This is a genomic window from Thalassospira lohafexi, from assembly GCF_002844275.1.
Taxonomy (GTDB): Bacteria; Pseudomonadota; Alphaproteobacteria; order Rhodospirillales; family Thalassospiraceae; genus Thalassospira; species Thalassospira lohafexi.
Window position 1 is genome coordinate 119,449 of record NZ_NXGX01000007.1, and the last position, 20,901, is coordinate 140,349.

Sequence of the window (20,901 nt, forward strand, 5' to 3'; positions counted from 1 at the left end):
TGAACCGACACTGCAACAATGTTTGCAGTTGTGGCAGTGATGTCACAATCGGTATGCTTGACCATAGTGGCTATATCGGGACGCGAACCAAAAAATGCCAGAGCAGGCACGCATAGTAATTGTGGAAGATACCCTGTCGCTTGCGCGGGTGTATCAGGACTACCTGCGTGCAGATGGTCATCTGGTCGAGCATGTGCTCAATGGTGCTGACGCCATTGAACGCCTGCGTCAGGATCCGCCAGACGTTCTGGTTCTTGATCTTGTGCTGCCCGATATGGATGGTCGCGAAGTTTTGCGAAGTGCCTCACATATTTGTCCCGAATGTAAAATCGTCGTGATTACCGCCCATGGATCGGTCAATATTGCGGTTGAAGCCATGCGCGAAGGGGCTTGGGATTTTCTGCTTAAACCCTTTGCCGCGGACAAATTGCGCGAAACGGTCAAAAAGGCGCTGGCGGGGCCATCGGTCCTCCCGCTTAAGAACGTTGAAGAATTCGGGGATCACGATACCGACCAGATGTATTTTGATATCATCGGCGGATCGGAAAATATGCGCGACATCTATCGCATTATTGAAAATGCAGCCCCAAGTCGCGCAACCGTCTTTATCACCGGGGAATCAGGAACCGGTAAGGAACTTGCCGCCGAGGCCATCCACAGTCGGTCCGAACGTTCAAGCGATCCATTCATACCGTTAAACTGCGGTGCGATCCCCAAAGATTTGATGGAAAGCGAGATTTTTGGTCATGTCAAAGGCGCCTTTACCGGCGCTGTTGCTGATCGTGAAGGGGCGGCACACCGCGCGGCGGATGGTACGCTGTTTCTCGACGAAATCTGCGAGATGGATCTCGACCTTCAGACAAAGTTACTTCGGTTTATTCAAACCGGGACGTTCCAGAAAGTGGGTGGTAGTTCGCTTGAAACAGTTGATGTCCGGTTTGTCTGTGCGACGAACCGGGACCCACTTGAAGAAGTGCGCACCGGTCGGTTCCGCGAAGATTTATATTACCGCCTGCATGTCATTCCGTTGCATATGCCGCCGTTGCGTGATCGTGACAAAGACATTCTGCAAATCGCGAATTTCTATCTGCAGCGCTACAACCGCGAAGAAGGCCGTGATTTCGAACGGTTCACGCCGGAAGTATCGGCATTGTTTGCCAGCTATTCGTGGCCGGGCAACATTCGGCAGTTGCAAAACATCATCCGTAACATTGTGGTTCTGAATAACGGTACGGAAGTAACCCTTGCGATGGTGCCGCGTCCGGTCAACAGCAATACCGATGGTGATCAGTTTACGTCGGCAACAATCGAAGCACCGCCACCCCATCCGGGCGTCTCCAATGATGCGGGAAACTCCGCGCGTTTGTGGGAAGGTGACCCCGAAGCACTGGCGTTTCTGGCAGGTGCACGTCAAATGCGCAAAGTTGTCGAAAATCGCCAGTCGCAAAATGCGGATAATCTTGTCGGAATGTCGGTGGGGGCCAATGCAAACGATCCGATGGCAATTCCGTCAATACCGCAAACCTCAGGTGGATTGGGATATTCGGAAATCCGGCCCCTTTGGCTTGTTGAAAAACAGGCCATCGAAGAAGCGATAGAGCGGTGTGGTGGATCAATCCCGCGCGCCGCAGACGCACTTGGCGTCAGCCCATCAACGATATACCGTAAAAAGCAGGCGTGGGAAGACGGCAGCATTCACTAAAGCCCGTCGATCTATATTGCCAATGCCTGAAATGCTACTTCCAGCCGATCCCACTCAGCCTTCGTGCCGGGAAGGCCAAAACGCACCTTCGTTTCATCATGGTCAAACAGCCGAACCAAAATGCCCTTGCGGGCCAAATGGTTGGCAATGTTGTGAGCCTTTTGTCCATCAAACAGCAAAAACAGCGGCGTTGCCCCAACGCATTTTAACGGGCTGTGATCTGTCACCAGAGCTTCAAGTCGGTCGCGATCTTTGCTAAGACGATCACGTGTTGCCTGCTGCCAATCGTGATCGGCAAAGGCAAGGGTTGCGACTTCCATTGAGGGGCCGGGAATGGCCCACGGTCCAATGCGTTCTTCAAGGTCACGCGCCAGTGCGGGTGAAAGGACCACACAGCCAATTCTGATCCCGGCTAGGCCAAAGAACTTGCCAAAAGATCGCAATACAAGTGTCTTGGGCATTTTATTAATGTTCGGACAAACCGATTGGTCCGGTTCGCAATCGATAAATGCTTCATCAACAATCAGCCAATTGTTCGATTGATCGGCCAAATTGGACAGATCGGCGATATCGGATGCAGGGATCAGGGCGCCGTCGGGGTTGTTCGGATTAACCAGAATGACAACCGTGCCAGAAGTCCCTGTTTCAAACAGAGATCGGGCCATGTCCAATCGTTCCATCGCAAGGATGTTATGGTGTTTACAGGCATGACCTGCACGTTGCCAGCACCGACCATGCTCGGCATAGGTTGGGCCAAGAATATGCACGGAACTGATGTGGCTGTGATCGCGCAGCCAAAACGGAATGGTTTGAATAAGCGACTGGGTGCCTGCTGTGCAGACAAGGTGATCGGGCGACGGCAGTTGATAGTATTGGCTAGCAGCGTTTTTGAGCGCCGCCAATTCGTTGCCAAGTGGCAGGCGCTGCCAATGATGAGGGGCAATTTGGGGAACAGGATATCCAAGCGGATTGATGCCGGTTGACAGATCAAGCCAGTTTTCAACCGCGATGCCGTATTTTTGCGCGGCACGATCAATCGACCCACCGTGATTGATGGGCGTTGTATCTATCAAGGTCGTTTGGGTTTTATGCATTGTCTTGTCTGTCATCTACTCTGTCATCGTCATCGATGACCCCGGTTTCGTGATGATGTCATTTTCCGATCAACCTTGGATCGATCTTGGGTCACCATAACCAGAAGGCAAGCAAGACGCACTTGCCTTGGTTGTGTTGACTGCGTATCGTCCGGCCACTCTCAATACCGGACATTGACCGATGATCACACCGAAAAACGCCACACAGCCAGATGAATGGCAAAAGATCAACCCGCAGCTTTCGATCACCAATTCGCAAAACGGATGTGGCGGTATCGCGACGGTTGGGGCATTGCGTGATGGTTTCGATGCATCGGAATTGTCTGAGCGATTTTGGGACGAGGGATACTTCCTGATAGAGGACATCCTGCCAACCGATGCGCTGGCGACATTGCGCGAGGGGATCGAAACTCTTGTGCGCCATGATTTACCGCCTGCCATGATTTATCTTTATGACGAGGCGTGGCAGATCTTTATGCGTCTTCGTCCATTGCTTAGTCATTTTCTTGGCGACCGGTTGGCACTTTTACCGCATTTCTGGGCGTGGCACGTTGACCCGCGTGAGGATGGGTGTGGGTGGCCACCACATCGCGATTATCAGGGCGAAAGCGCACTTGGCGATGACATGGTAATCAGTTTATCACTTTGGGTGCCGCTTAGCGTTGCAACACCACAGAATGGTTGCATGTATGTATTGCCGCGTTCTTTTGAGAGGTGTTATGCTCGTAAAGTTACTAAACCAAAAGATGTGAATTTGCAGGACGTTCGGGCATTGCCAGCCAGTCCTGGTGCGGTGATGGGGTGGCGACAGGATTTGTATCACTGGGGCGGGCGCGCATCCAGACATGCGACAGAACCCAGAATAAGTCTTTCGCTGGAATTTCAGAATGCCGCCTTTGACCCACTTGCAGAACAGCTTTTGGAACTGGATCGGCCTCCGGAATTCCTGCAACGTCTGGAATTGATTGCCTCACAGTTTGAAAAATACAAACACATGCAATCGATTGCCCCGGAAACCGTTAAATGGGCAAAGGCTGTTCTTGAGCAATGCGCGATTGTCCGGGGTGTTTGAGCCCCAGTGACGCAATGGGGAAAAAGGGTGCCTAAATGCTTCGGATACTGACCTGTGCCGGTATCACTCTGGCAGTCTTTTTGGCCATCACGCCGATTTTTCTTTTTTACTCATCGCTGTCTGACGCGACCGTTGGCACGTTCACTTTTTCGATGCTTGCCATGGTGGAAACCATTGCATTGCTGACGCTTGCAATCAGCTGGATGGTTTACGAACTGACCAAACGCAAACAGTATGTTTTCGTCGTTTTAATCATGCTGTTCTTACTGATCGGCGACATTCTGGGCATACCGCATTTGCTAGGGGACCAATTTGTTCTTGGCCGTGAACAGGCCATTGGAACATTCGTTGGACTTTTGGTTTTGGTCATGCGGTTTGCCGCGGCATTTATGATGGTGATGAGCTGGCATGCCGCGAATAAAAGCGATCAGATTTTTGTTCAGGATCGCGTCGTCGTTGCAACGATTGTTATTCTGGTTGTCGGCGGCTTGGCCATGATGGTTCCCATTTCGCTGCATCCTGACATCAACTTCGGTATGCAGCATGTGCTGTATGATGTCGGGACCCTGATACTGGCGCCGACGGCAATGTTGATGGCGATCGGTGCCGCCGGTTATATGGTGCGTTGTTCTGTGCGCTTTTCGCTGGCTGAGGCGATGCTCTGTACGAGCATGTTAATCGGCACATTCAATCATTTGGCCTTGTTTGTCTTCGAAGCTGATAGTGTGGAGCTGATTGCCCGGTTCATTATCCCGTCACGGATCATAAGCTATAGCTTTGCCTTGGGTTTTGTTCTGCTGTCCTTGCGCAACCATTATCGCCAGTCATATCTTGCCAGTTCGGCCAAAAGTGAATTTCTGGCAACCATGAGCCACGAAATTCGCACACCGCTCAATGGTGTCCTCGGGCTTGCGCAATTGCTCCATGACACACGTCTTGATAACGATCAGCGCGAACGGGTTGATGGTATTTTGTCATCGGGCAGGGCGTTGATGGCTTTGCTCAATGATATTCTCGATATGAGCAAGATCGAGTCTGGTCGTGTCGAACTCGAGAACCGGTCATTTTATCCGTCCGACGTGACGTTCGATTTAAAAAACTTTGTCGGAACCATCGCGACGGAAAAGAGTCTGTCGGTGATTTGCAAAGATGAGGTCCTTCAGAACCTTGTCTTTTGGGGAGATGAAGTCCGCCTGCGTCAGATCTTATGGAACCTGTTGTCCAATGCGGTGAAATTTACCCGCAAAGGCTCGGTTCGCCTTGAAATCAATAAAATAGATCCGAATCAAAAGCCTGAAGAAGGTGTGCGTAGCCTTCGGGACGGCGAGATGCTGTATCATTTCGCGGTGATCGACACCGGTATCGGAATAGCGCAGGAACGGCTGACTCAGATTTTTGCACCTTTCTCTCAGGCCGATAATTCGACAATGCGTCAATATGGTGGAACCGGGCTTGGGCTTTCGATTGCCTTTAGCCTGACGGAGCTTATGGGCGGTAAAATGACGGTTAGCAGTGTTGAACGGCAAGGAACGCGGTTTGACCTTTGGCTTCCATTCAAGACCGAAATCGAAAGCACTGAAAACCATCCACATTACGAGAAAGTTGTCGATGACGGCGGTACTGTCTTGGCCGGTGCGCGGGTTCTTGTCGTCGAAGACAACGAAATCAATGCCAAGGTCATTGCGGCAATGATCAAGCGGCATGATTTGATCGTTGAAGTCGTACCCAACGGTCGCGAAGCTGTTCAGGCATTTCGTAATAATGACTATGACATCATCCTGATGGATGCACATATGCCGGTTCTTGATGGCGAGGGTGCGACCCGCCATATCCGTGAACTTGAACGGTTTTCAGGAGGTTTGCGCATTCCGATTATTTGTGTGACGGCAGATGCCTTTAACGACCGGCATCGCGATTTTCTGGCGGCGGGGATGGATGATGTCCTGACCAAGCCGGTGGAAGAACGTAAACTTTACAGCACACTTTTGAGGTTCCTGCGCAACCGTCCACGTATTTCTCCCCGCTTGGAAAGCGATCAGGTTGATGTGGTTCCCTTGGAACTCGCATTGCAGCCCAAGGCGCCGACTGAACGAGCAACTGATACCAAAACACCGGATGCATCCGATGATGCAGCTTTGGGTGACATGTCATCAATAAAGGACCATATACCGAACTCGGATGGCGAAACTGCTGATAATATTGATGATGACCAACGCAGTGCGGACAAAGAGACAATAATGAATTTGATTGATAACAGCCGGTTCGATGAAATGTGTTCAGCGCTCGGAAAAGATCAATTTTCGATGCTGATTAATCTTTTGCCTGCATCCTATCAGGAAGAACGCGTCAAGATCGTTGAGGCGATCAATAGCGGCGATCGCGAAGCTCTGCGCCGGGCCGCACACACCATTAAGGGCATGGCGGGAAACCTTGCAGCACAGAAGCTGGCAGACGATGCGCGTGAACTTGAAAAATATGACGGTGCATTTGATGATGCAATTCATGCCCGTATTGCCGAGCTTGATAAACTGGCGGAAGACACGATTGCTGAAATGCATGCAGCATTGCGTGTTTGATCAAGACGGCGTTTGACGCGCTGTACCAGAAATACGGATATGAATGCTGTTGCAGGATTTAGGAGGGTGGATCATTGCCACCCTCCTTTTTAGTGTCGGACCTAACGGGTGATCAGGTCATGGCCGTGGCGTGAGACGCTTTCATTGCCGGTTTCCGTCACGATGACCGAATGACCGGGGCACATCGCAATCCCGCTGTCGCTGTCCATCAGGATCATGTGCAGGAAGAAAACCATGCCCGGTTCGGCAATGACCGGGTTGCCGTGATAAAACATAGGCCAATCCATCCAGTTCGGGGCAAATGTCGTCCCCATTGAATAGCCGCAGGCATTCAGGCGGTGATCCTTCATGCCGCCAGCATCGCAAACACGCGCATAGGCATCAAAAACCTTGCCGATCGGCTCGCCCGGGCGCAGGGCCTCGCGGCAGGCGGCCAAGGCATCGGTTGCGACCTTATGCATTTCGATATGACGAGGCAGGGCATCGCCGACCGGAATGGTGCGCATCATTGCCGCGTGATAATGGCGATAGGCCCCAGCCCATTCGAGCGTGATTTGATCGGTGTTGGCAATATGTTTGCGGCCCGTGAAATAGCGGCACAAAAGTGCGTCGCGACCCGCACCAATGATAAATTCATTGCCCGGATAATCTCCGCCACCGGCAAATATCGCACCTTGCATGGCAGCAAGAATATCGCCTTCGAATGCACCGGCATGAACGGTCGAAAGGGCGGCATCCCATGCGTCATCGGCAAGGCTGGCTGCGGTGCGAATATAGTCAAGTTCTGCCGGGCTTTTGACAACGCGCAATCCCGAAACAAGCCGCGATGCATCTTCAAGCTGGCAGAAGCCATCAAGTGCGGATTCCAGTTTCTTGCCATTGGCCGCAGTCAGGCCGTACGCCTCATACTCAACACCAAGTTTTTTGCCAGAACAGCCAAACTCGGCAAGCATGTCGCGCAATTGCACAGCCGGGTTTACATCCGGTCCATCAACCCAGATACGAATGTCTTCGATGTCAGATGTGTGTTGTGCCTGACGAAGGTCTGGTGCACGGGTGATCAGGGCAACCTTTCCATCCGCACCCAGATACAGACATTGAAAGAAAACATAGCCGAAGGTGTCATATCCGGTCAGATAGAACATGCTTTCCTGACGAAACATCAGGATCCCATCGAGCCCCGATTTTTCAAGTTTTTCAATGGTACGCGCGCGACGGGTTGCGAGTTCCTGACGTTCAAAATGCAATGCCATAGACTGAGCCCCTGATGATGTCTTTGCCAAAAGCTAACAGAGAATTCGCACGTCAAATAGAAAAATAAACGTTTCAACGATAAAATAATGACAAATCGTTTCTGTTGATGGGAAGTAACTTTTTTTGTTGTTTTTCATCTGATGCTTAAGCTGCTTGGCACCAAAAACTAAGATGTGGGCAATAGACATTCCTGCACGGTTGCCTACATGAAAGATAACGGCACGTTTTCTATCGTGGGAAAAAGCTCGTGCCGCCTACGCTCAGGACCATCCCATAAAGGAGGTTAAAGTGGCGAGCTTGAAAAAATTCTCAGGCGAGAGTGACGTGCATACGCCAGCCTATCGACGCAGGAATGCCCCCGCCTATGAGAACTGGCGACGCGACGATTTGTATCATCTGGCGCAGAAGCGTGGCATCGAAAACCGTGCGGACATGAGCAATGAAGAACTCGTACGCGCATTAAGCAGCGTACAAAACAGTTTGTCCTAAAGCCTGTGAGCATCTGGTTTCAGTCGGGGCTTTTATAACGCTTTGATGAAATTGTCCGGTCGACCTTGTCGGGGTTGTATGGCGTGACTTACCTTTCAGTAGTCTTGGTTTTTGAAAGGTGACAGCTGTGAAACCGGTATTGGTCGTATCGCATCGGGGTGACAATTTAAGTGCGCCGGAGAATACACTTGCCAGCGCACAAAAGGCGGTGGCGGCCGGGGCCGATTATATCGAGTTTGACGTGCGCCAATCTGCCGATGGCGTTTTGTATGTCATGCACGATGACACAGTTGACAGAACCACCAATGGCACCGGCCTTATTGCCGAAATGACCAGTGAGCAGATTGATGGCCTTGATGCGGGGAGTTGGTTTTCACCGGATTTCGCTGGCGAGAAGGTGCCGCGTCTGGACGACTTTCTCGGTCGCATCAAAGGGCTTTGCAAAATCTATTGCGAGATTAAAGAAGCCGATGTTCCCGCGGTGATCAAAATGCTGCGGAACTTCGGGTCGCCAGATGATTCCTTCCTGGGATCATTTTCTGCCGAAATTCGCCAAGAATACCGAACCATTGCACCAGAAATCCGCCGCAACATCCAGTTGCATGTCGCAGGATCACTTGAAAAAGCCATCCATCATGAACAGGGCCATATATTCGAGTTTCTTGAAAGCAACATCACGCGTGACGATGTTCTAGAGGCCAAAAAACGTGGCCTTGAAACGATGATTTTCATCGATACCCCAAATACCGAACTGTTTGCTGAACTGGTGCGATGGCAGGTTGACTATGTTAATCTTGATCATGCCGCGCTTTTTCGGGCTGTACAGCAAGAAGTTCTGCTGGAAATGCAATAAATCAGCAGTTTGAACTGCTGTTTTCCGATACCATGGAATGGTTTCCCAATCCCAAACTGTGAAATGCACAGTATCACGCGTTACAATCGACAGTTAACACGCTGGCGGGTTTGACCTGCTGGCGGGAATTGTCTATTGGATGCCCAATCGGATGGCGTGGTCTTGTGCGTGCTGTTGATCTGTTTGTTCTGGGGGTGAGACGTGCGGTTTTCTTTGCTGTGCCTGATGTGTGGGGTTGTGTTGTCATGGGGTATGCCAGCTTTTGCTCAGGCCAATGATACTGTTCAAACGTCTGATCGGGTGCGTGTTGCCTTTATCAATCCAGGCTATGGTGATCGTGGCTTCTGGAAGGATGTCCGCGATACAATGCAGGTTGCCGCAGATCAGTTTGGATTTGATCTGTTCGTCTTTGACAGTAACCGTGACCAAAAAAAGATGATCGATAGTGCTCAGAGCGCTTTCGATATGAACCCACCCGCCGATTACATCATTGCCGTCAACGAACATCAGCAAGGCTCACGCATTGTTCTGGAAGCCGAGAAACGCAGCATTCCAGTCATCATGCTGCTCAATGGTCTGACCAAGCCGCAGAAAGAAAACATCGCTCAGGTAACCGGGGATGTGTCGGGACTGATTTTCACCCTGACGCCTGACAATGAGCGGGCAGGGTTTGAAATTGCACAGTCTTTGATCGATGGGGTGCGCTTATCGCATACCGGTGGCCTGCCACGAACAATTTGCCTGCTGTCGATTGCCGGGGATCGGCACACGCCTGCGTCCCTTCAACGGCTTGAAGGCCTTGATCTTGCCCTCAAACAATTTCCTGTTTTGAATGAAAAACGTCGTTTGGTTGCCAATTGGTCTTTTGATGAGGCGTATCGTCAAACTGCGGCCTGGATTGCTGGTGACCAATGCCTTGACGCTGTCTGGGCGGCAAATGACGATATTGCACTTGGCGCGATTGCCGCGATTGAAAAGGCTGGTATGACCGCGGGCAAAGATGTGTTTGTTGGTGGCCTGAATTGGTCGGAAAAAGGCATGCAAAATGTTGCCATTGGGAAAATGACCATGACCCATGGAGGGCACTTTCTTGCCGGCGCGTGGGTGATGGTTTTGCTAAATGATTATATCGCAGGCGTTGAAATGCTCCACGATCATCCAGAGATATCGTTTAGGATGGAGGCGATTAATCAAGGAAACCTTGCGCATTTCGAACGCATCTTTGGTACGCGAGATTGGAAAAATATCGATTTTTCCCAGTTCAGCCTTGAACATCAGACCTCGGGACGTGACTATTACTTTGGTGTAGAAGGTTTGGCTCACGCTCTTTCTAAAGACTAAATAACCTATCCCAAGATACATGGCAGGAAAGAAAAGGATACTGGAGTGGTGCTTCAACCCGATGACAAGCATGATGATGCGCTGGCCGGATTGAAGCTGGGCAGTACCATTGCGGCGCGTCAGTTGAAGTATTCCTTATTTCTTGCCGCGATCCTTGGCCTCCTGATCACGGCGTTTCAGGCCTACAATGACTATGGGTGGCTGTACGGCGTATATACGCAGGCCAATCAGCGCACAATCGCCAGCAACGTGCCTGTTGCAACGGAAGTTCTTAATAAAAGTGATCGTGAACTTGCCGATGTGATGGCGCGCGGAATGCTCAACCAAAGATCGATTGCGCGGATTACGCTTACGGACGCAGAGCACGGTATTTTCTTTGAGAAAAAGCGCCCATTGGGACAGATACCGGCATCGCGGTGGGCAGAAAAGCTGTTTGGTGGGCTTCAGACTGTTGTCATTCCCGTGCGCGATCCAGATTCGCAATCTGCAACAGTCAGCGGTGAAATGATCATTGAGCTGAATCCGCAGGTCTATGTTTCAAGCTTTATGTCGCGTGTCGCCTGGTCATTCCTAAGCAATATGATCCTTGCTGTCATGATGGCCATGGCCATGGCCTTTGCTGCGATGAGCTATTACGTGTTTTCCCGGCCGCTTGTGCATCTTGGTGATTATATCATCAAGGCGGACCCAACCGATTACGACCGTCCGATGGAAATGCCCCCGCATCATCGCCACGACGATGAAATTCAATTGTTGGGGTCGGTTACGGTTGGCTTGTTTGGGATGATCCGTGGGCAAGTTGGCCAGTTGCGCCGTGCACGCGACGAATTGCAGGACGCCAACGTCAATCTTGAAGCCAGAGTACAGCAACGCACAGAGGAACTAAAAGATGCGATGCAAAAACTTGAAGTTCTGGCATCGACTGATCCGCTGACGGGGCTTCCAAACCGGCGGGCTTATCTTGTGCGTCTTGAAGAAGCCATCTCTGTCTGGCGCCGTCGTGATACACCGATGTCGGTTATCCTGCTTGATATCGACCGGTTCAAGAACTTCAATGACACCCACGGCCATCAGGCTGGCGATGCTGTACTTGTTGCCTTGGCAACATCAATGAAGGCGACATTGCGCGATATTGATTTGCCTGCCCGCATGGGCGGCGAGGAATTTGCTGTTCTTTTGCCGGGCGAAGAAATGGACGGTGCTATGAAACTTGCCGAACGCTTGCGTGCGGAGTTTGAGAAATCATACGTCAGTTATGGTGGGAACAAACTTTCATATACCGCGAGTTTTGGTGTGGCGGGGCTTCCATCGAGTGCCAGTGCGGCAGCACTTGATGCCAAGGTTGTTCGCAATCTGGACGCGCTCAAATCCCGCGAGAACAGCGATATCTCAGCTCTGATTTATTCGCTGGCGGACCGTGCGCTGTATAATGCCAAGGAAACCGGTCGCAATCGCTGTGTCCTGACCGATTTCGAGATGCTTTTCGAACAGATCAACGCATGATCTGTCTTATACCTAAGCACCGTTGAAATCATAATTTCTGAAATGCTCGGCGTGGTACTTGGGGAGCTGATGCCTCCGGGTTACTGACGTCCGTCGTCATTACCCTGTCGCGAGATGCGAATATCGCGGTGGATGGACACACTCATCAAAAGGCCAAAGCTGACCAGAATGGTCATCATTACGGTGCCACCATAAGACACCAACGGTAAAGGCACGCCAACAACCGGGATCAGCCCCATGACCATCGCGATGTTGATGAAGACATACAAAAAGAATGTCGATGTCACCCCAATGGCAACCATACGGCCAAATTGATTACGACAACGAAGCGCAATCACATAGCCATAGGTAATGACCAGGGCATAAAGCATTAGTAAGGCAAGGCCACCAACAAGACCGAATTCTTCGCCAAGCATGGTAAAGATAAAGTCGGTCTGCTTTTCAGGCAGGAAGTTAAGGTGGCTTTGTGACCCAAGCATGAACCCCTTGCCAAACAGGCCGCCTGACCCCAAAGCAATCTTTGATTGGGTAATGTGATACCCCGCACCCAAGGGATCATTTTCCGGATTCATAAACGTCAGGACACGGTTCTTCTGATAGTCACGCAGGAATTGCCAGCCGATCGGAATGGCGGCAAGCGCACTGCCCAGAATGAGGCCAAATTTCCACATCCGAACCCCGGCAAGCCAGAAGATCACGCCGCCGCCAGCAACCAGCAGCAACGCGGTTCCAAGGTCAGGCTGGCGCAGCACAAGGGCTGCCGGGGCCAGCACCATCAAAAGAGGGGGAAGCAGCAATGTAATGCGCCCGGTTTCCTCAACTGTGAGGCCATGGAAATAACGTGCCAAGGCCAGAACCAACGAGATTTTCATCAGTTCGGATGGTTGCAGCTGGAAAAAGCCAAGGTTGATCCAGCGCTGTGCACCCATGCCGATATCGCCTTTGATTTCGACCCCGACAAGCAGCACAAGGGCGACAAAGTAGGACAGATAGGCCAGCTTGAGCCAGATGCGGATATCGGTTATCGCGATGATGATCATCAAGGCCGCACCAATGCCAAAACGCATCATCTGACGTTCTGCCCATGGCTCAAGCGATCCGTTTGCTGCCGAATACAGCATGGCAAACCCGATCCCCGAAAGCGCCGTGATCAAGGCAACCAGTGTCCAGTTCAGGAGTAAGAGACGGCGTCCGATTGGAACGTAGTCTGGGTCTTCACCAATGCGATATTTGCTAAACGGCATGTGACTAACCCTCGCCTTCTTCGGACTGTGGCGGCTTTGGACGAAGCTGAGCGCTGGCTGGCAGATCGGCTGCTGATATCCCCGGTCTGGCAGATTGTAGTTCCTGCGCCTTGATTAAAAGGTCACGGACAATCGGGGCTGCGACTGACGACCCACCGCCGCCATGATCGACCACAACTGCACATGCATAGCGTGGATTTTCAATCGGGGCAAAGGCAACAAACAGAGCGTGATCGCGATATTTCCATGGTAAGTCATCATTGTCCAGAACACCGGTGGTCTGGCGTTCGCGCATGGTGATCCGGCGGACCTGGCTGGTGCCGCTTTTACCCGCCAGTTCCATGCCTTTGATATCAATGCGTGCTCGATACCCTGTGCCATGGAGTTCGTTACTGACCCCGTTCATGCCGTCGCGTACACGCGCAAGGCTGGCACGGCTGATCTGGATATCAGGGAATTCTTCGTTCTGGCGGCTTGAAATGCCATCCGGTGCCACATGATCACGCGTCAGATGGGGTTTAACGGCTTTACCCGATGCAATACGCGCCGTCATGGTGCAAAGCTGAAGCGGGGTGGTTAAAACATACCCCTGACCAATGGATGCAATCAGAGTTTCGCCGCCTTGCCAGCGTTTGCCGAGCTGGATCTCTTTCCAGTCTTTGGTCGGGATCAGGCCACTGCGTTCATTGGGAAGGTCAATGCCGGTTTCTGTACCCAGGCCAAGCTTATTGGCCATCGCTGCAATCCGATCAATGCCAATTTTCTGGGAAATTTCATAGTAATAGACATCGCAGGAATGCTTGAGCGAGTTATGCATGTTGACCCAACCATGCCCGCCGCGCTTCCAGCAGTGGAAACGGGCATTGCCCAAATCGAGATACCCGTTACAGAAGAACCTCTGGTCCGCTGAAATGATGCCAGATTCAAGTCCCGCCAAGGCAACGCACATCTTAAATGTCGAACCGGGAGCATAGGTGCCGTTCACAGCCTTGTTTGACAGCGGTGAATAGGGATTGTTGACCAGAGAATTCCAAAGTCTGTGCGAAATGCCAGTGGTAAAAGCGTTGGGGTCATAGGCCGGGTGGGACGCCATGGCGAGCACCTCGCCATTATGGATGTCCATAACGACCGCAGATGCGCTTTCCTGTCTTGAAAGCCGTTGATTGGCATAACGTTGCAATTCAAGATCAAGCGTCATGACGACGGTGTTACCGCTTTCGCCTTCTTCGCGTTCAAGTTCGCGGATCACGCGGCCCAGGGCATTGACTTCGACCTGACTTGTTCCTGCTTTCCCCCGCAGTGCTAGATCATAAACCTTTTCAATGCCGCTTTTACCGATGGTAAAGCCCGGCAATTCCAAAAGCGGATCGCCGTTCAGTTCCTTTTCGGAAACAGCGGCAACATACCCCAGTGTGTGGGCAAGGTGCGGTCCTTCCGGGTAATCACGTGATCGACCGGCATCGATTATAAGGCCGGGCAGGTCGGGTGCGTTAACACCAACCCGTGCGACTTCATCCCATGTCAGATTGTCTCGAACGGTTACCGGAACAAAGGACCGCCGCTTTGCAACATCGCGTTCAACCCGTTCGATGATACCCGGGCCAAGATCAATAATCTGATTAAGGATTTCAAGAGTGCGGCGCACGTCAGGTGTTTGTTCGCGCACAATCATGATGTGATAATTTTGACGGTTCACGGCCAGCTGGGCGCCGAACCGGTCGGTAATCAGGCCGCGCGGTGGTGGCAGCAAGCGATGAGAAATACGGTTTTCATCGGCCAGTGTCCGGTATCGGTCACTTTCAAGCACCTGAAGGTAGTACATGCGTGCAGCCAGACCGGTCAGCAATAATCCCTTGCCCGCACCCAGCATCAGGGCGCGTCGGGTGAATAGTTTGTATCTGTCTGAATCGCGGTGCCACATGGGCGAAGATTACCTGTCTATGCTCGATAATATGGGCGGTGAAACCCGGTCGCTTGAGCCCGTTCTATCTGGCTTGTCTTTGCTTGGAAACCATCTTGTTACATCATAACGGATCACCGTTGCCAAAACATCAACTTTGCCAGATTTTTCTATGCGTGATGCCGATGATCACATATAGCGCAGCAAGCTATTCTGGGTGCGGGCCAGTACCCACGCAACAAGGGGGAAAAGTAAGGCTGTCAGCACATAACTGATCAATGTCGCCTTGATCGGCAAAAGAGCCCCGATAAGTGCCGAACTTAACAGCCATTGCACCAACAATGCGGGAATCGCCACCAGTGCAAAACCCCACCACATCACGATGAACGACTTGTTGTGGAAGAAGCGTCCCTGACTGGCTGAGCCGGTTTGTACAAGCAACAGAACAAGTGAACTCACACCCAATGGCAAACCCATCAAAAGGTCCTGTAGCAACCCTAAAAAAAATGCGGTCAGGGCTGTTAGCAGATCAGGGCGGTTCACAGACCAGTAAAATACCGCCATCAAAGCCAAAGAAGGTGATGCTGTCGAGAGTAGGGGCAGGCTGACGGGCAGCAGATTGATCAGAAGCAGAACGAAAACACTAAATGCCGGGAGAAGGCCGCGTGCAATAACGTCCAGTCTATGCCAGACGCCAGGTTTCACGGACGGTCCCCTTCAGGGGCCGGCGGTTTGAACATCGGTTTGTGGGCATCAATCTCGGATTCCTTGGGCACTACACCAACACCGGCGGGTATGTCGGGTGCAAGGTTGGTGGCATCGGTGTTTGATGGCGCCTGACTTTGGCGGATGCGTTGCTCACTCAGGATGCCATGCAGGCCATAATTGGCAACACGCAGGTATTCAAGCTGATGGCGGCGGAACAGCGGGGCAATACGCACCGCATTTTCCGAAACCGACGATACAACGCCAACCGGAATACCCGGCGGGAATGCACCACCATGGCCGGACGTCAGAATGCGGTCACCCGGTGCGACCGTTGCATCCGCCGTCAGGAATGTCAGAAGCGGGCGGGTGGTGTTGTCGCCTGATACAAATGCGCGATCGCGCGAATTCTCAACAATGACCGGAACGCGCGAATTGATGTCGGTAATCAAAAGCACACGCGAAGCCTGATACCCGGCTTCGGCAATGCGCCCGACAAGACCTTCGTCGGCGATAACCGCCTGTCCCTTAATCACCCCGTCACGCGATCCTGCCGAAATCATCAGGCTGTGTGCATAAGCACCCCCCATATCCGCAATCACACGGGAGGTCACAAGATGCAGGGAGGGTGGGGTTGTGTAATGCGCCAGATCACGCAGGCGGGTATTTTCGTGCGATAAATTACGTGCGGCTTGCTGCCATGCCAGCAATTGCTGGTTTTCGCGGCGCAGGCGTTCATTTTCCTCATACAGATGTGCGAGGTTGTAGGCTTTTTCGGTGAGTTCGTTGATGCTGGATGCGGGACGGGACACGATATTCATCACCGGCGACACAAGGTCGGCCGATGCGGCCCGAATGCGTTCAATCAGGACTGTATCGGCCTTGCCCAAAAGCATTAGTCCAAAGGCCGAAAAGATCAACAGAATGAAAGCGAAGCGGTGAAGCGCCGTACGTAACGGCGAAAAGATACGCTGCTGCGGACCGCCATGCTGTGCCAAGAGTATTCCCCGCATTTCGAGAAAGGTTATCGAATATCCCATCAGGATATCCAACCTTAACGAAATCACCGAGTCGCGTCCAGTGTGGATACGACCCGGTGAAAAGTTTTTCGATCAGATCCGGATTAGTACGCTGTGTGCAGAACGTTGCGCAGCATCTTTTTCTCTTCGAGTGCGCGACCGGTACCGAGCGCAACACAGGAAAGAGGATCATCCGCGATCGAAACCGGAAGTCCGGTTGCATGACGCAAGACATAATCAAGATTGCCAAGCATTGCGCCACCACCGGTAAGCACGATGCCCTTGTCAACGATATCAGCAGCCAGTTCCGGCGGTGTCTGTTCAAGCGCGACCTTGACGGCCTCGATAATTGCAGAAACCGGCTCGGCCAGGCTTTCAGCGATCTGACGTTCGGAAATCATCAGTTCTTTTGGCACACCATTCATCAGGTCACGGCCACGGATTTCAACCGTTGCACCATCACCGTCATCGGGTGCGCATGCAGAACCGATTTCCTTTTTAATGCGCTCAGCCGTGCTTTCGCCAACCAGCAAGTTATGGGTGCGACGGATATAGGCGATGATTGCCTCATCCATTTTGTCACCACCAACACGTACTGAGCGGGCGTAAACAATGCCACCAAGCGACAGAACGGCGACTTCGGTCGTACCACCACCGATATCAACAACCATTGAGCCAGTCGGTTCGGTAACCGGAAGACCGGCACCAATCGCAGCAGCCATCGGTTCGTCAATCAGCCAGACCTTGCGCGCGCCAGCACTTTCAGCACTTTCCTGAATTGCACGGCGTTCAACAGCGGTCGAACCGGATGGAACGCAGATGATGACTTCCGGGCTCGCGAAGTTACGACGACCATGCACTTTGCGGATAAAGTGTTTGATCATTTCTTCAGCGATATGGAACTCGGCGATGACACCGTCACGTAGCGGACGGATCGCCTGAATATACCCCGGAGTACGACCGAGCATTTGTTTGGCTTCTTCACCAACCGCAAGAACTTGTTTCTTGCCTTTTTCGTCGGTAATGGCCACCACGGATGGTTCGTTAAGGACAATGCCTCGCCCTTTGACGTAAACCAGTGTGTTAGCGGTGCCCAAATCCACCGCCATGTCGGAGGATAAAACCCCAAGAAGCTTGGAAAACATTCCTGCCCTATGCCCCGGTTAATAGTAAAATCTTGAATACGAATGTACCGGCTTTGATAGCGCAAGGATTAAGCCGATGCACGAATAATCTGCTCAGGGGATTGAGGAATAATTAAGGCGCGTCAAATTCTTGAATTAAAGCAACAAAAACATGATCAGGAATATGGTCTTGGCGGTTTAATTCAATTTTGATCGCTTTTGTCTTCAATCTCGTTATCAGACAGGAAGTTCGTGATGAGGGATACGACTGCTGGACTGTTTTCAACAGGAAGCCATTCCCGAGTCGCTTGTTTTTCAATTGTTTCGCCACTGTTCACCAGTTCGAACTGCACCGGTTTCCGGTTGGGTCCAAGGTCGCGGTCCATACGCCATTGGCACCACGCAGGGGGATTGAATGGATCATTCCTGATCCCGACCAATAAGCTTGGAACAAAATTGTCCATTTCTGACATGCATTGTGGACGAAGCCCGACCAGGGCACGGAACCGTTCGGGAATGCGTTTGGCAAGTCCATGACGGTAAATGGTGAACTGGGCCGCGGCGGCACCATACCCATAGCCAAACACGGCAATTCGTTTCGCGTCGATGTCTGGTTGCTGTGCAAGGTAGGAAAGTGCGCTTAGGGCATCAAACGACCAATAGGTGACGCCGTGTTTGGGTTTATCTAGTGAACCTTCTGTGCAATAGGCCTGCGACGGATGGGCCTGATAAGGGGAAATCAGCAAAACGCCAAGGCCGATATCTTGGAGAATGGCAATCCAGTTTTCGGGAAACTGGTCATTGCAATCGGGCAGGGCGACAACTGCGGCATGTTTGCGGCCTTGGGTCGGGTCAAAGTTCTTTGGTGGGAAATAACGGGCAGGGATATCTGATTGCTTGCTGTTGTCAACGCCGGGAATTGTTTTCCCTTCGGCGATCAAACGTTGGCGCAGGCCGCTGACCGGATAAGGCTGGGCGGGGACCATAATCGACTGCGCAGGGGCCGCCTTCGCGGTTAGGGAGGCCGCTACAATCAAACACAAGGTGCTCACGCAAAACAGGCAACCAGCCAGCAGAAATCCCAGGCGACAGTGTCCGGAACTATGTAATCCAAGCATGTCATCACCCCGATCATGGTTTCACGAGATGATATCACAAAGTGCGACCGCACGATATTTACATCAGACAGAGCGGGTGACGTGAGATAGAGAGCGCGCAAAAAAAGGTGGCGAAACCGCCACCTTTTTCAAAACTTGTGAAAAGTACCGATCAGGACGCCATGGCATCCGGTGCAGTTCTTTTGCTTTTTTCAATCAGCTTGTTAACGGCGGTGACATAGGCAACACAGGACGCGACAACCGTGTCGGTATCTGATGCATTACCAACCACAGTACGGTCTTCACCGTCGAGTTTAACTGTCACAGTACCTTGTGCGTCGGTACCCTCGGTCACGGCGTGAACCTGATAGAGTTTCAGGCGCCAGTCATGGGGATAGATTTCCTTGATCGCATTAAACGTCGCGTCAATCGGGCCATCACCGGTGGTTTTCGCCGTGCGGCTTTCGCCATCCACAGTCAGTTCGAGTTCCGCCGTCTGCGGTCCGCGTGAGCCACAGGTCACGGTCAGGCCAACGAACTTGATGTGCTCGTTGTCACGCATGCCGTCATCGACCAGAGCGACAATATCGTCGTCGTAAACTTCTTTTTTCTTGTCGGCCAGTTCCTTGAAGCGTGCAAAGGCATCTTCGATGGCATTGTCGCCCAGTTCGGTAAAGCCCAGTTCCTTGAGCTTTTCCTTAAAGGCGTGGCGACCGGAATGCTTGCCCATCACCAGGCTGGATTTATTCAGGCCGATGCTTTCGGGCTTCATGATTTCATAGGTTTCAGCATTTTTCAGGAAGCCGTCCTGATGGATGCCGCTTTCATGGGCAAATGCGTTCGCGCCAACAATGGCCTTATTTGGCTGGACAACAAAGCCCGAAACGGCCGAAACCAAACGCGATGCGTTCATGATTTTGGTTGAATCAATGCCGGTTTCATACGGAAAGGCATCATTGCGGGTTTTCAGCGCCATAATGATTTCTTCGAGTGCGGCATTCCCGGCACGTTCGCCCAAACCATTGATGGTGCATTCGATTTGACGCGCACCGGCATGAACAGCTGCCAGCGAATTCGATACCGCCATGCCCAGATCATTGTGGCAATGAACCGACAGGATTGCCTTGTCGATGTTTGGCACGCGGTTAAACAGCATGGTCATCAGATCGGCATATTCGGTCGGGGTAGTATAGCCAACCGTATCGGGGATGTTGATTGTGGTTGCGCCGGCGTCAATTGCCGCTTCAACGCAGCGGCACAGGAAGTCGTGCTCGGTCCGTGAGCCGTCTTCTGCTGACCATTCAACATCATCGGTGAATTTACGCGCCAGCGTCACACTTTCGATGACCTTTTCCAGAACGCGTTCTGGTTCCATCTGCAATTTGTATTTCATGTGCAGCGGGCTTGTTGAGATAAAGGTGTGAATACGTTTGTTTTCCGCAGGTTCCAGCGCCTCGGCAGCGCGTTCAATATCACCCTTGGCCGCACGGGACAGCGAACAGATGGTCGGGCCCTTGATTTGCTTGGCGATTTCATTGACGGATCTGAAGTCGCCATTCGATGCGATGGCAAAGCCTGCTTCGATGACGTCAACTTTCAGTTCCGCCAGAGCATGTGCCACACGCAGTTTCTCATCGAGCGTCATCGACGCACCCGGGGATTGTTCCCCATCACGCAGGGTGGTGTCAAAAATGATGACGCGATTGTCGTTTGCACTAGCCATTGTCTTGTTTCCTGATCAAACGGGCCTTGCCCGGTATATATAAATTCTGTCTGGAAGGAGTGCGGGCCATCTGGCGCGGCTTTTTCCCCTGAGCTGCGGCACCGTGATCAACATCGTCTGCGTGATCTGGTCCGTCGTCTTTCGCTCAGGGGCGTGTAAGTCGTAGCGCGCCTAGGGCAGCGAGACCAAGTAGACCGAAAAGTAG

16 protein-coding genes are annotated in these 20,901 nt (G+C 52.1%); 7 read left to right on the forward strand and 9 right to left on the reverse strand.

All coding sequences use genetic code 11. The annotated features are described in order from the left end of the window. Positions 1–94 precede the first annotated feature (94 nt). Complete coding sequence (locus COO92_RS17345; RefSeq protein WP_101304194.1) at positions 95–1,702, forward strand: sigma-54-dependent transcriptional regulator; 1,608 nt, start codon at positions 95–97, stop codon at positions 1,700–1,702. Positions 1,703–1,713: 11 nt separating this feature from the next. Here the strand turns inward: COO92_RS17345 and cobD are convergent, their stop codons facing one another. Beyond that, the gene (gene cobD, locus COO92_RS17350; protein WP_101304196.1) at positions 1,714–2,811 is read right to left on the reverse strand and encodes a threonine-phosphate decarboxylase CobD; all 1,098 of its coding nucleotides are present in this window, start codon (positions 2,809–2,811) and stop codon (positions 1,714–1,716) included. A 166-nt stretch (positions 2,812–2,977) separates the two neighbouring features. Here cobD and COO92_RS17355 point away from each other — a divergent pair, with 166 nt between their 5' ends. Both COO92_RS17355 and COO92_RS17360 read left to right on the forward strand, forming a co-directional pair. Beyond that, positions 2,978–3,868 (forward strand): phytanoyl-CoA dioxygenase family protein, encoded by an 891-nt coding sequence (locus COO92_RS17355; RefSeq protein WP_101304198.1) that lies wholly within the window; start codon positions 2,978–2,980, stop codon positions 3,866–3,868. 35 nt (positions 3,869–3,903) lie between these two features. After that, positions 3,904–6,444, forward strand: a complete 2,541-nt coding sequence (locus COO92_RS17360; protein ID WP_101304200.1) for an ATP-binding protein — start codon at positions 3,904–3,906, stop codon at positions 6,442–6,444. A 101-nt stretch (positions 6,445–6,545) separates the two neighbouring features. On the opposite strand, the gene COO92_RS17365 is transcribed toward COO92_RS17360, so the two are convergent. Beyond that, positions 6,546–7,697 (reverse strand): M24 family metallopeptidase, encoded by a 1,152-nt coding sequence (locus tag COO92_RS17365; RefSeq protein WP_101304202.1) that lies wholly within the window; start codon positions 7,695–7,697, stop codon positions 6,546–6,548. Positions 7,698–7,986: 289 nt separating this feature from the next. On the opposite strand from COO92_RS17365, the gene COO92_RS17370 reads away from it, so the two are divergent. The 4 genes from COO92_RS17370 to COO92_RS17385 all read left to right on the forward strand — a co-directional run bounded on the left by COO92_RS17370 (position 7,987) and on the right by COO92_RS17385 (position 11,884). Beyond that, positions 7,987–8,187 carry a hypothetical protein gene (locus COO92_RS17370; RefSeq protein WP_101304204.1) on the forward strand — a complete coding sequence of 67 codons (201 nt, stop codon included), beginning with the start codon at positions 7,987–7,989 and terminating at the stop codon, positions 8,185–8,187. A 127-nt stretch (positions 8,188–8,314) separates the two neighbouring features. Further along, positions 8,315–9,040, forward strand: a complete 726-nt coding sequence (locus tag COO92_RS17375; RefSeq protein WP_165792393.1) for a glycerophosphodiester phosphodiesterase — start codon at positions 8,315–8,317, stop codon at positions 9,038–9,040. 201 nt (positions 9,041–9,241) lie between these two features. Then, complete coding sequence (locus tag COO92_RS17380; RefSeq protein ID WP_240626493.1) at positions 9,242–10,381, forward strand: ABC transporter substrate-binding protein; 1,140 nt, start codon at positions 9,242–9,244, stop codon at positions 10,379–10,381. 45 nt (positions 10,382–10,426) lie between these two features. Next, positions 10,427–11,884 (forward strand): GGDEF domain-containing protein, encoded by a 1,458-nt coding sequence (locus COO92_RS17385; RefSeq protein WP_101304210.1) that lies wholly within the window; start codon positions 10,427–10,429, stop codon positions 11,882–11,884. Positions 11,885–11,964: 80 nt separating this feature from the next. Here the strand turns inward: COO92_RS17385 and rodA are convergent, their stop codons facing one another. The 7 genes from rodA to COO92_RS17420 form a co-directional block, all read right to left on the reverse strand. Next, a complete protein-coding gene (gene rodA, locus COO92_RS17390; RefSeq protein ID WP_022733270.1) occupies positions 11,965–13,128 on the reverse strand; it encodes a rod shape-determining protein RodA in 1,164 nt (387 codons plus the stop codon). Positions 13,129–13,132: 4 nt separating this feature from the next. After that, positions 13,133–15,049 (reverse strand): penicillin-binding protein 2, encoded by a 1,917-nt coding sequence (gene mrdA, locus COO92_RS17395; RefSeq protein WP_101304212.1) that lies wholly within the window; start codon positions 15,047–15,049, stop codon positions 13,133–13,135. Between the two features lie 168 nt (positions 15,050–15,217). Further along, positions 15,218–15,733, reverse strand: coding sequence for a rod shape-determining protein MreD (mreD, locus tag COO92_RS17400; RefSeq protein WP_101304213.1), 516 nt, complete (start codon positions 15,731–15,733; stop codon positions 15,218–15,220). Then, positions 15,730–16,773: a rod shape-determining protein MreC gene (gene mreC, locus COO92_RS17405; RefSeq protein ID WP_240626494.1), complete on the reverse strand. Its 1,044-nt coding sequence runs from the start codon at positions 16,771–16,773 to the stop codon at positions 15,730–15,732. The genes mreD and mreC overlap by 4 nt, the downstream gene beginning before the upstream one ends. A gap of 83 nt (positions 16,774–16,856) precedes the next feature. Then, entirely contained in the window at positions 16,857–17,897 is a 1,041-nt protein-coding gene (locus COO92_RS17410; RefSeq protein WP_022733266.1) for a rod shape-determining protein, read from the reverse strand. A gap of 182 nt (positions 17,898–18,079) precedes the next feature. Next, on the reverse strand, positions 18,080–18,862 hold the full coding sequence (locus COO92_RS17415; protein ID WP_101304215.1) for a dienelactone hydrolase family protein: 783 nt from the start codon (positions 18,860–18,862) through the stop codon (positions 18,080–18,082). 283 nt (positions 18,863–19,145) lie between these two features. Beyond that, entirely contained in the window at positions 19,146–20,696 is a 1,551-nt protein-coding gene (locus tag COO92_RS17420) for a 2-isopropylmalate synthase (RefSeq protein WP_101304217.1), read from the reverse strand. Between the last annotated feature and the right edge of the window lie 205 nt (positions 20,697–20,901).

Excerpts from the sequence above, each read along its gene's own strand:
- COO92_RS17345 (WP_101304194.1), top strand. The coding sequence starts at position 95 with ATGCCAGAGCAGGCACGCATAGTAATTGTGGAAGATACCCTGTCGCTT.
- cobD (WP_101304196.1), bottom strand. The coding sequence starts at position 2,811 with ATGACAGACAAGACAATGCATAAAACCCAAACGACCTTGATAGATACA.
- COO92_RS17355 (WP_101304198.1), top strand. The coding sequence starts at position 2,978 with ATGATCACACCGAAAAACGCCACACAGCCAGATGAATGGCAAAAGATC.
- COO92_RS17360 (WP_101304200.1), top strand. The coding sequence starts at position 3,904 with ATGCTTCGGATACTGACCTGTGCCGGTATCACTCTGGCAGTCTTTTTG.
- COO92_RS17365 (WP_101304202.1), bottom strand. The coding sequence starts at position 7,697 with ATGGCATTGCATTTTGAACGTCAGGAACTCGCAACCCGTCGCGCGCGT.
- rodA (WP_022733270.1), bottom strand. The coding sequence starts at position 13,128 with ATGCCGTTTAGCAAATATCGCATTGGTGAAGACCCAGACTACGTTCCA.
- mrdA (WP_101304212.1), bottom strand. The coding sequence starts at position 15,049 with ATGTGGCACCGCGATTCAGACAGATACAAACTATTCACCCGACGCGCC.
- mreC (WP_240626494.1), bottom strand. The coding sequence starts at position 16,773 with ATGGGATATTCGATAACCTTTCTCGAAATGCGGGGAATACTCTTGGCA.
- COO92_RS17410 (WP_022733266.1), bottom strand. The coding sequence starts at position 17,897 with ATGTTTTCCAAGCTTCTTGGGGTTTTATCCTCCGACATGGCGGTGGAT.
- COO92_RS17415 (WP_101304215.1), bottom strand. The coding sequence starts at position 18,862 with ATGGTCCCCGCCCAGCCTTATCCGGTCAGCGGCCTGCGCCAACGTTTG.
- COO92_RS17420 (WP_101304217.1), bottom strand. The coding sequence starts at position 20,696 with ATGGCTAGTGCAAACGACAATCGCGTCATCATTTTTGACACCACCCTG.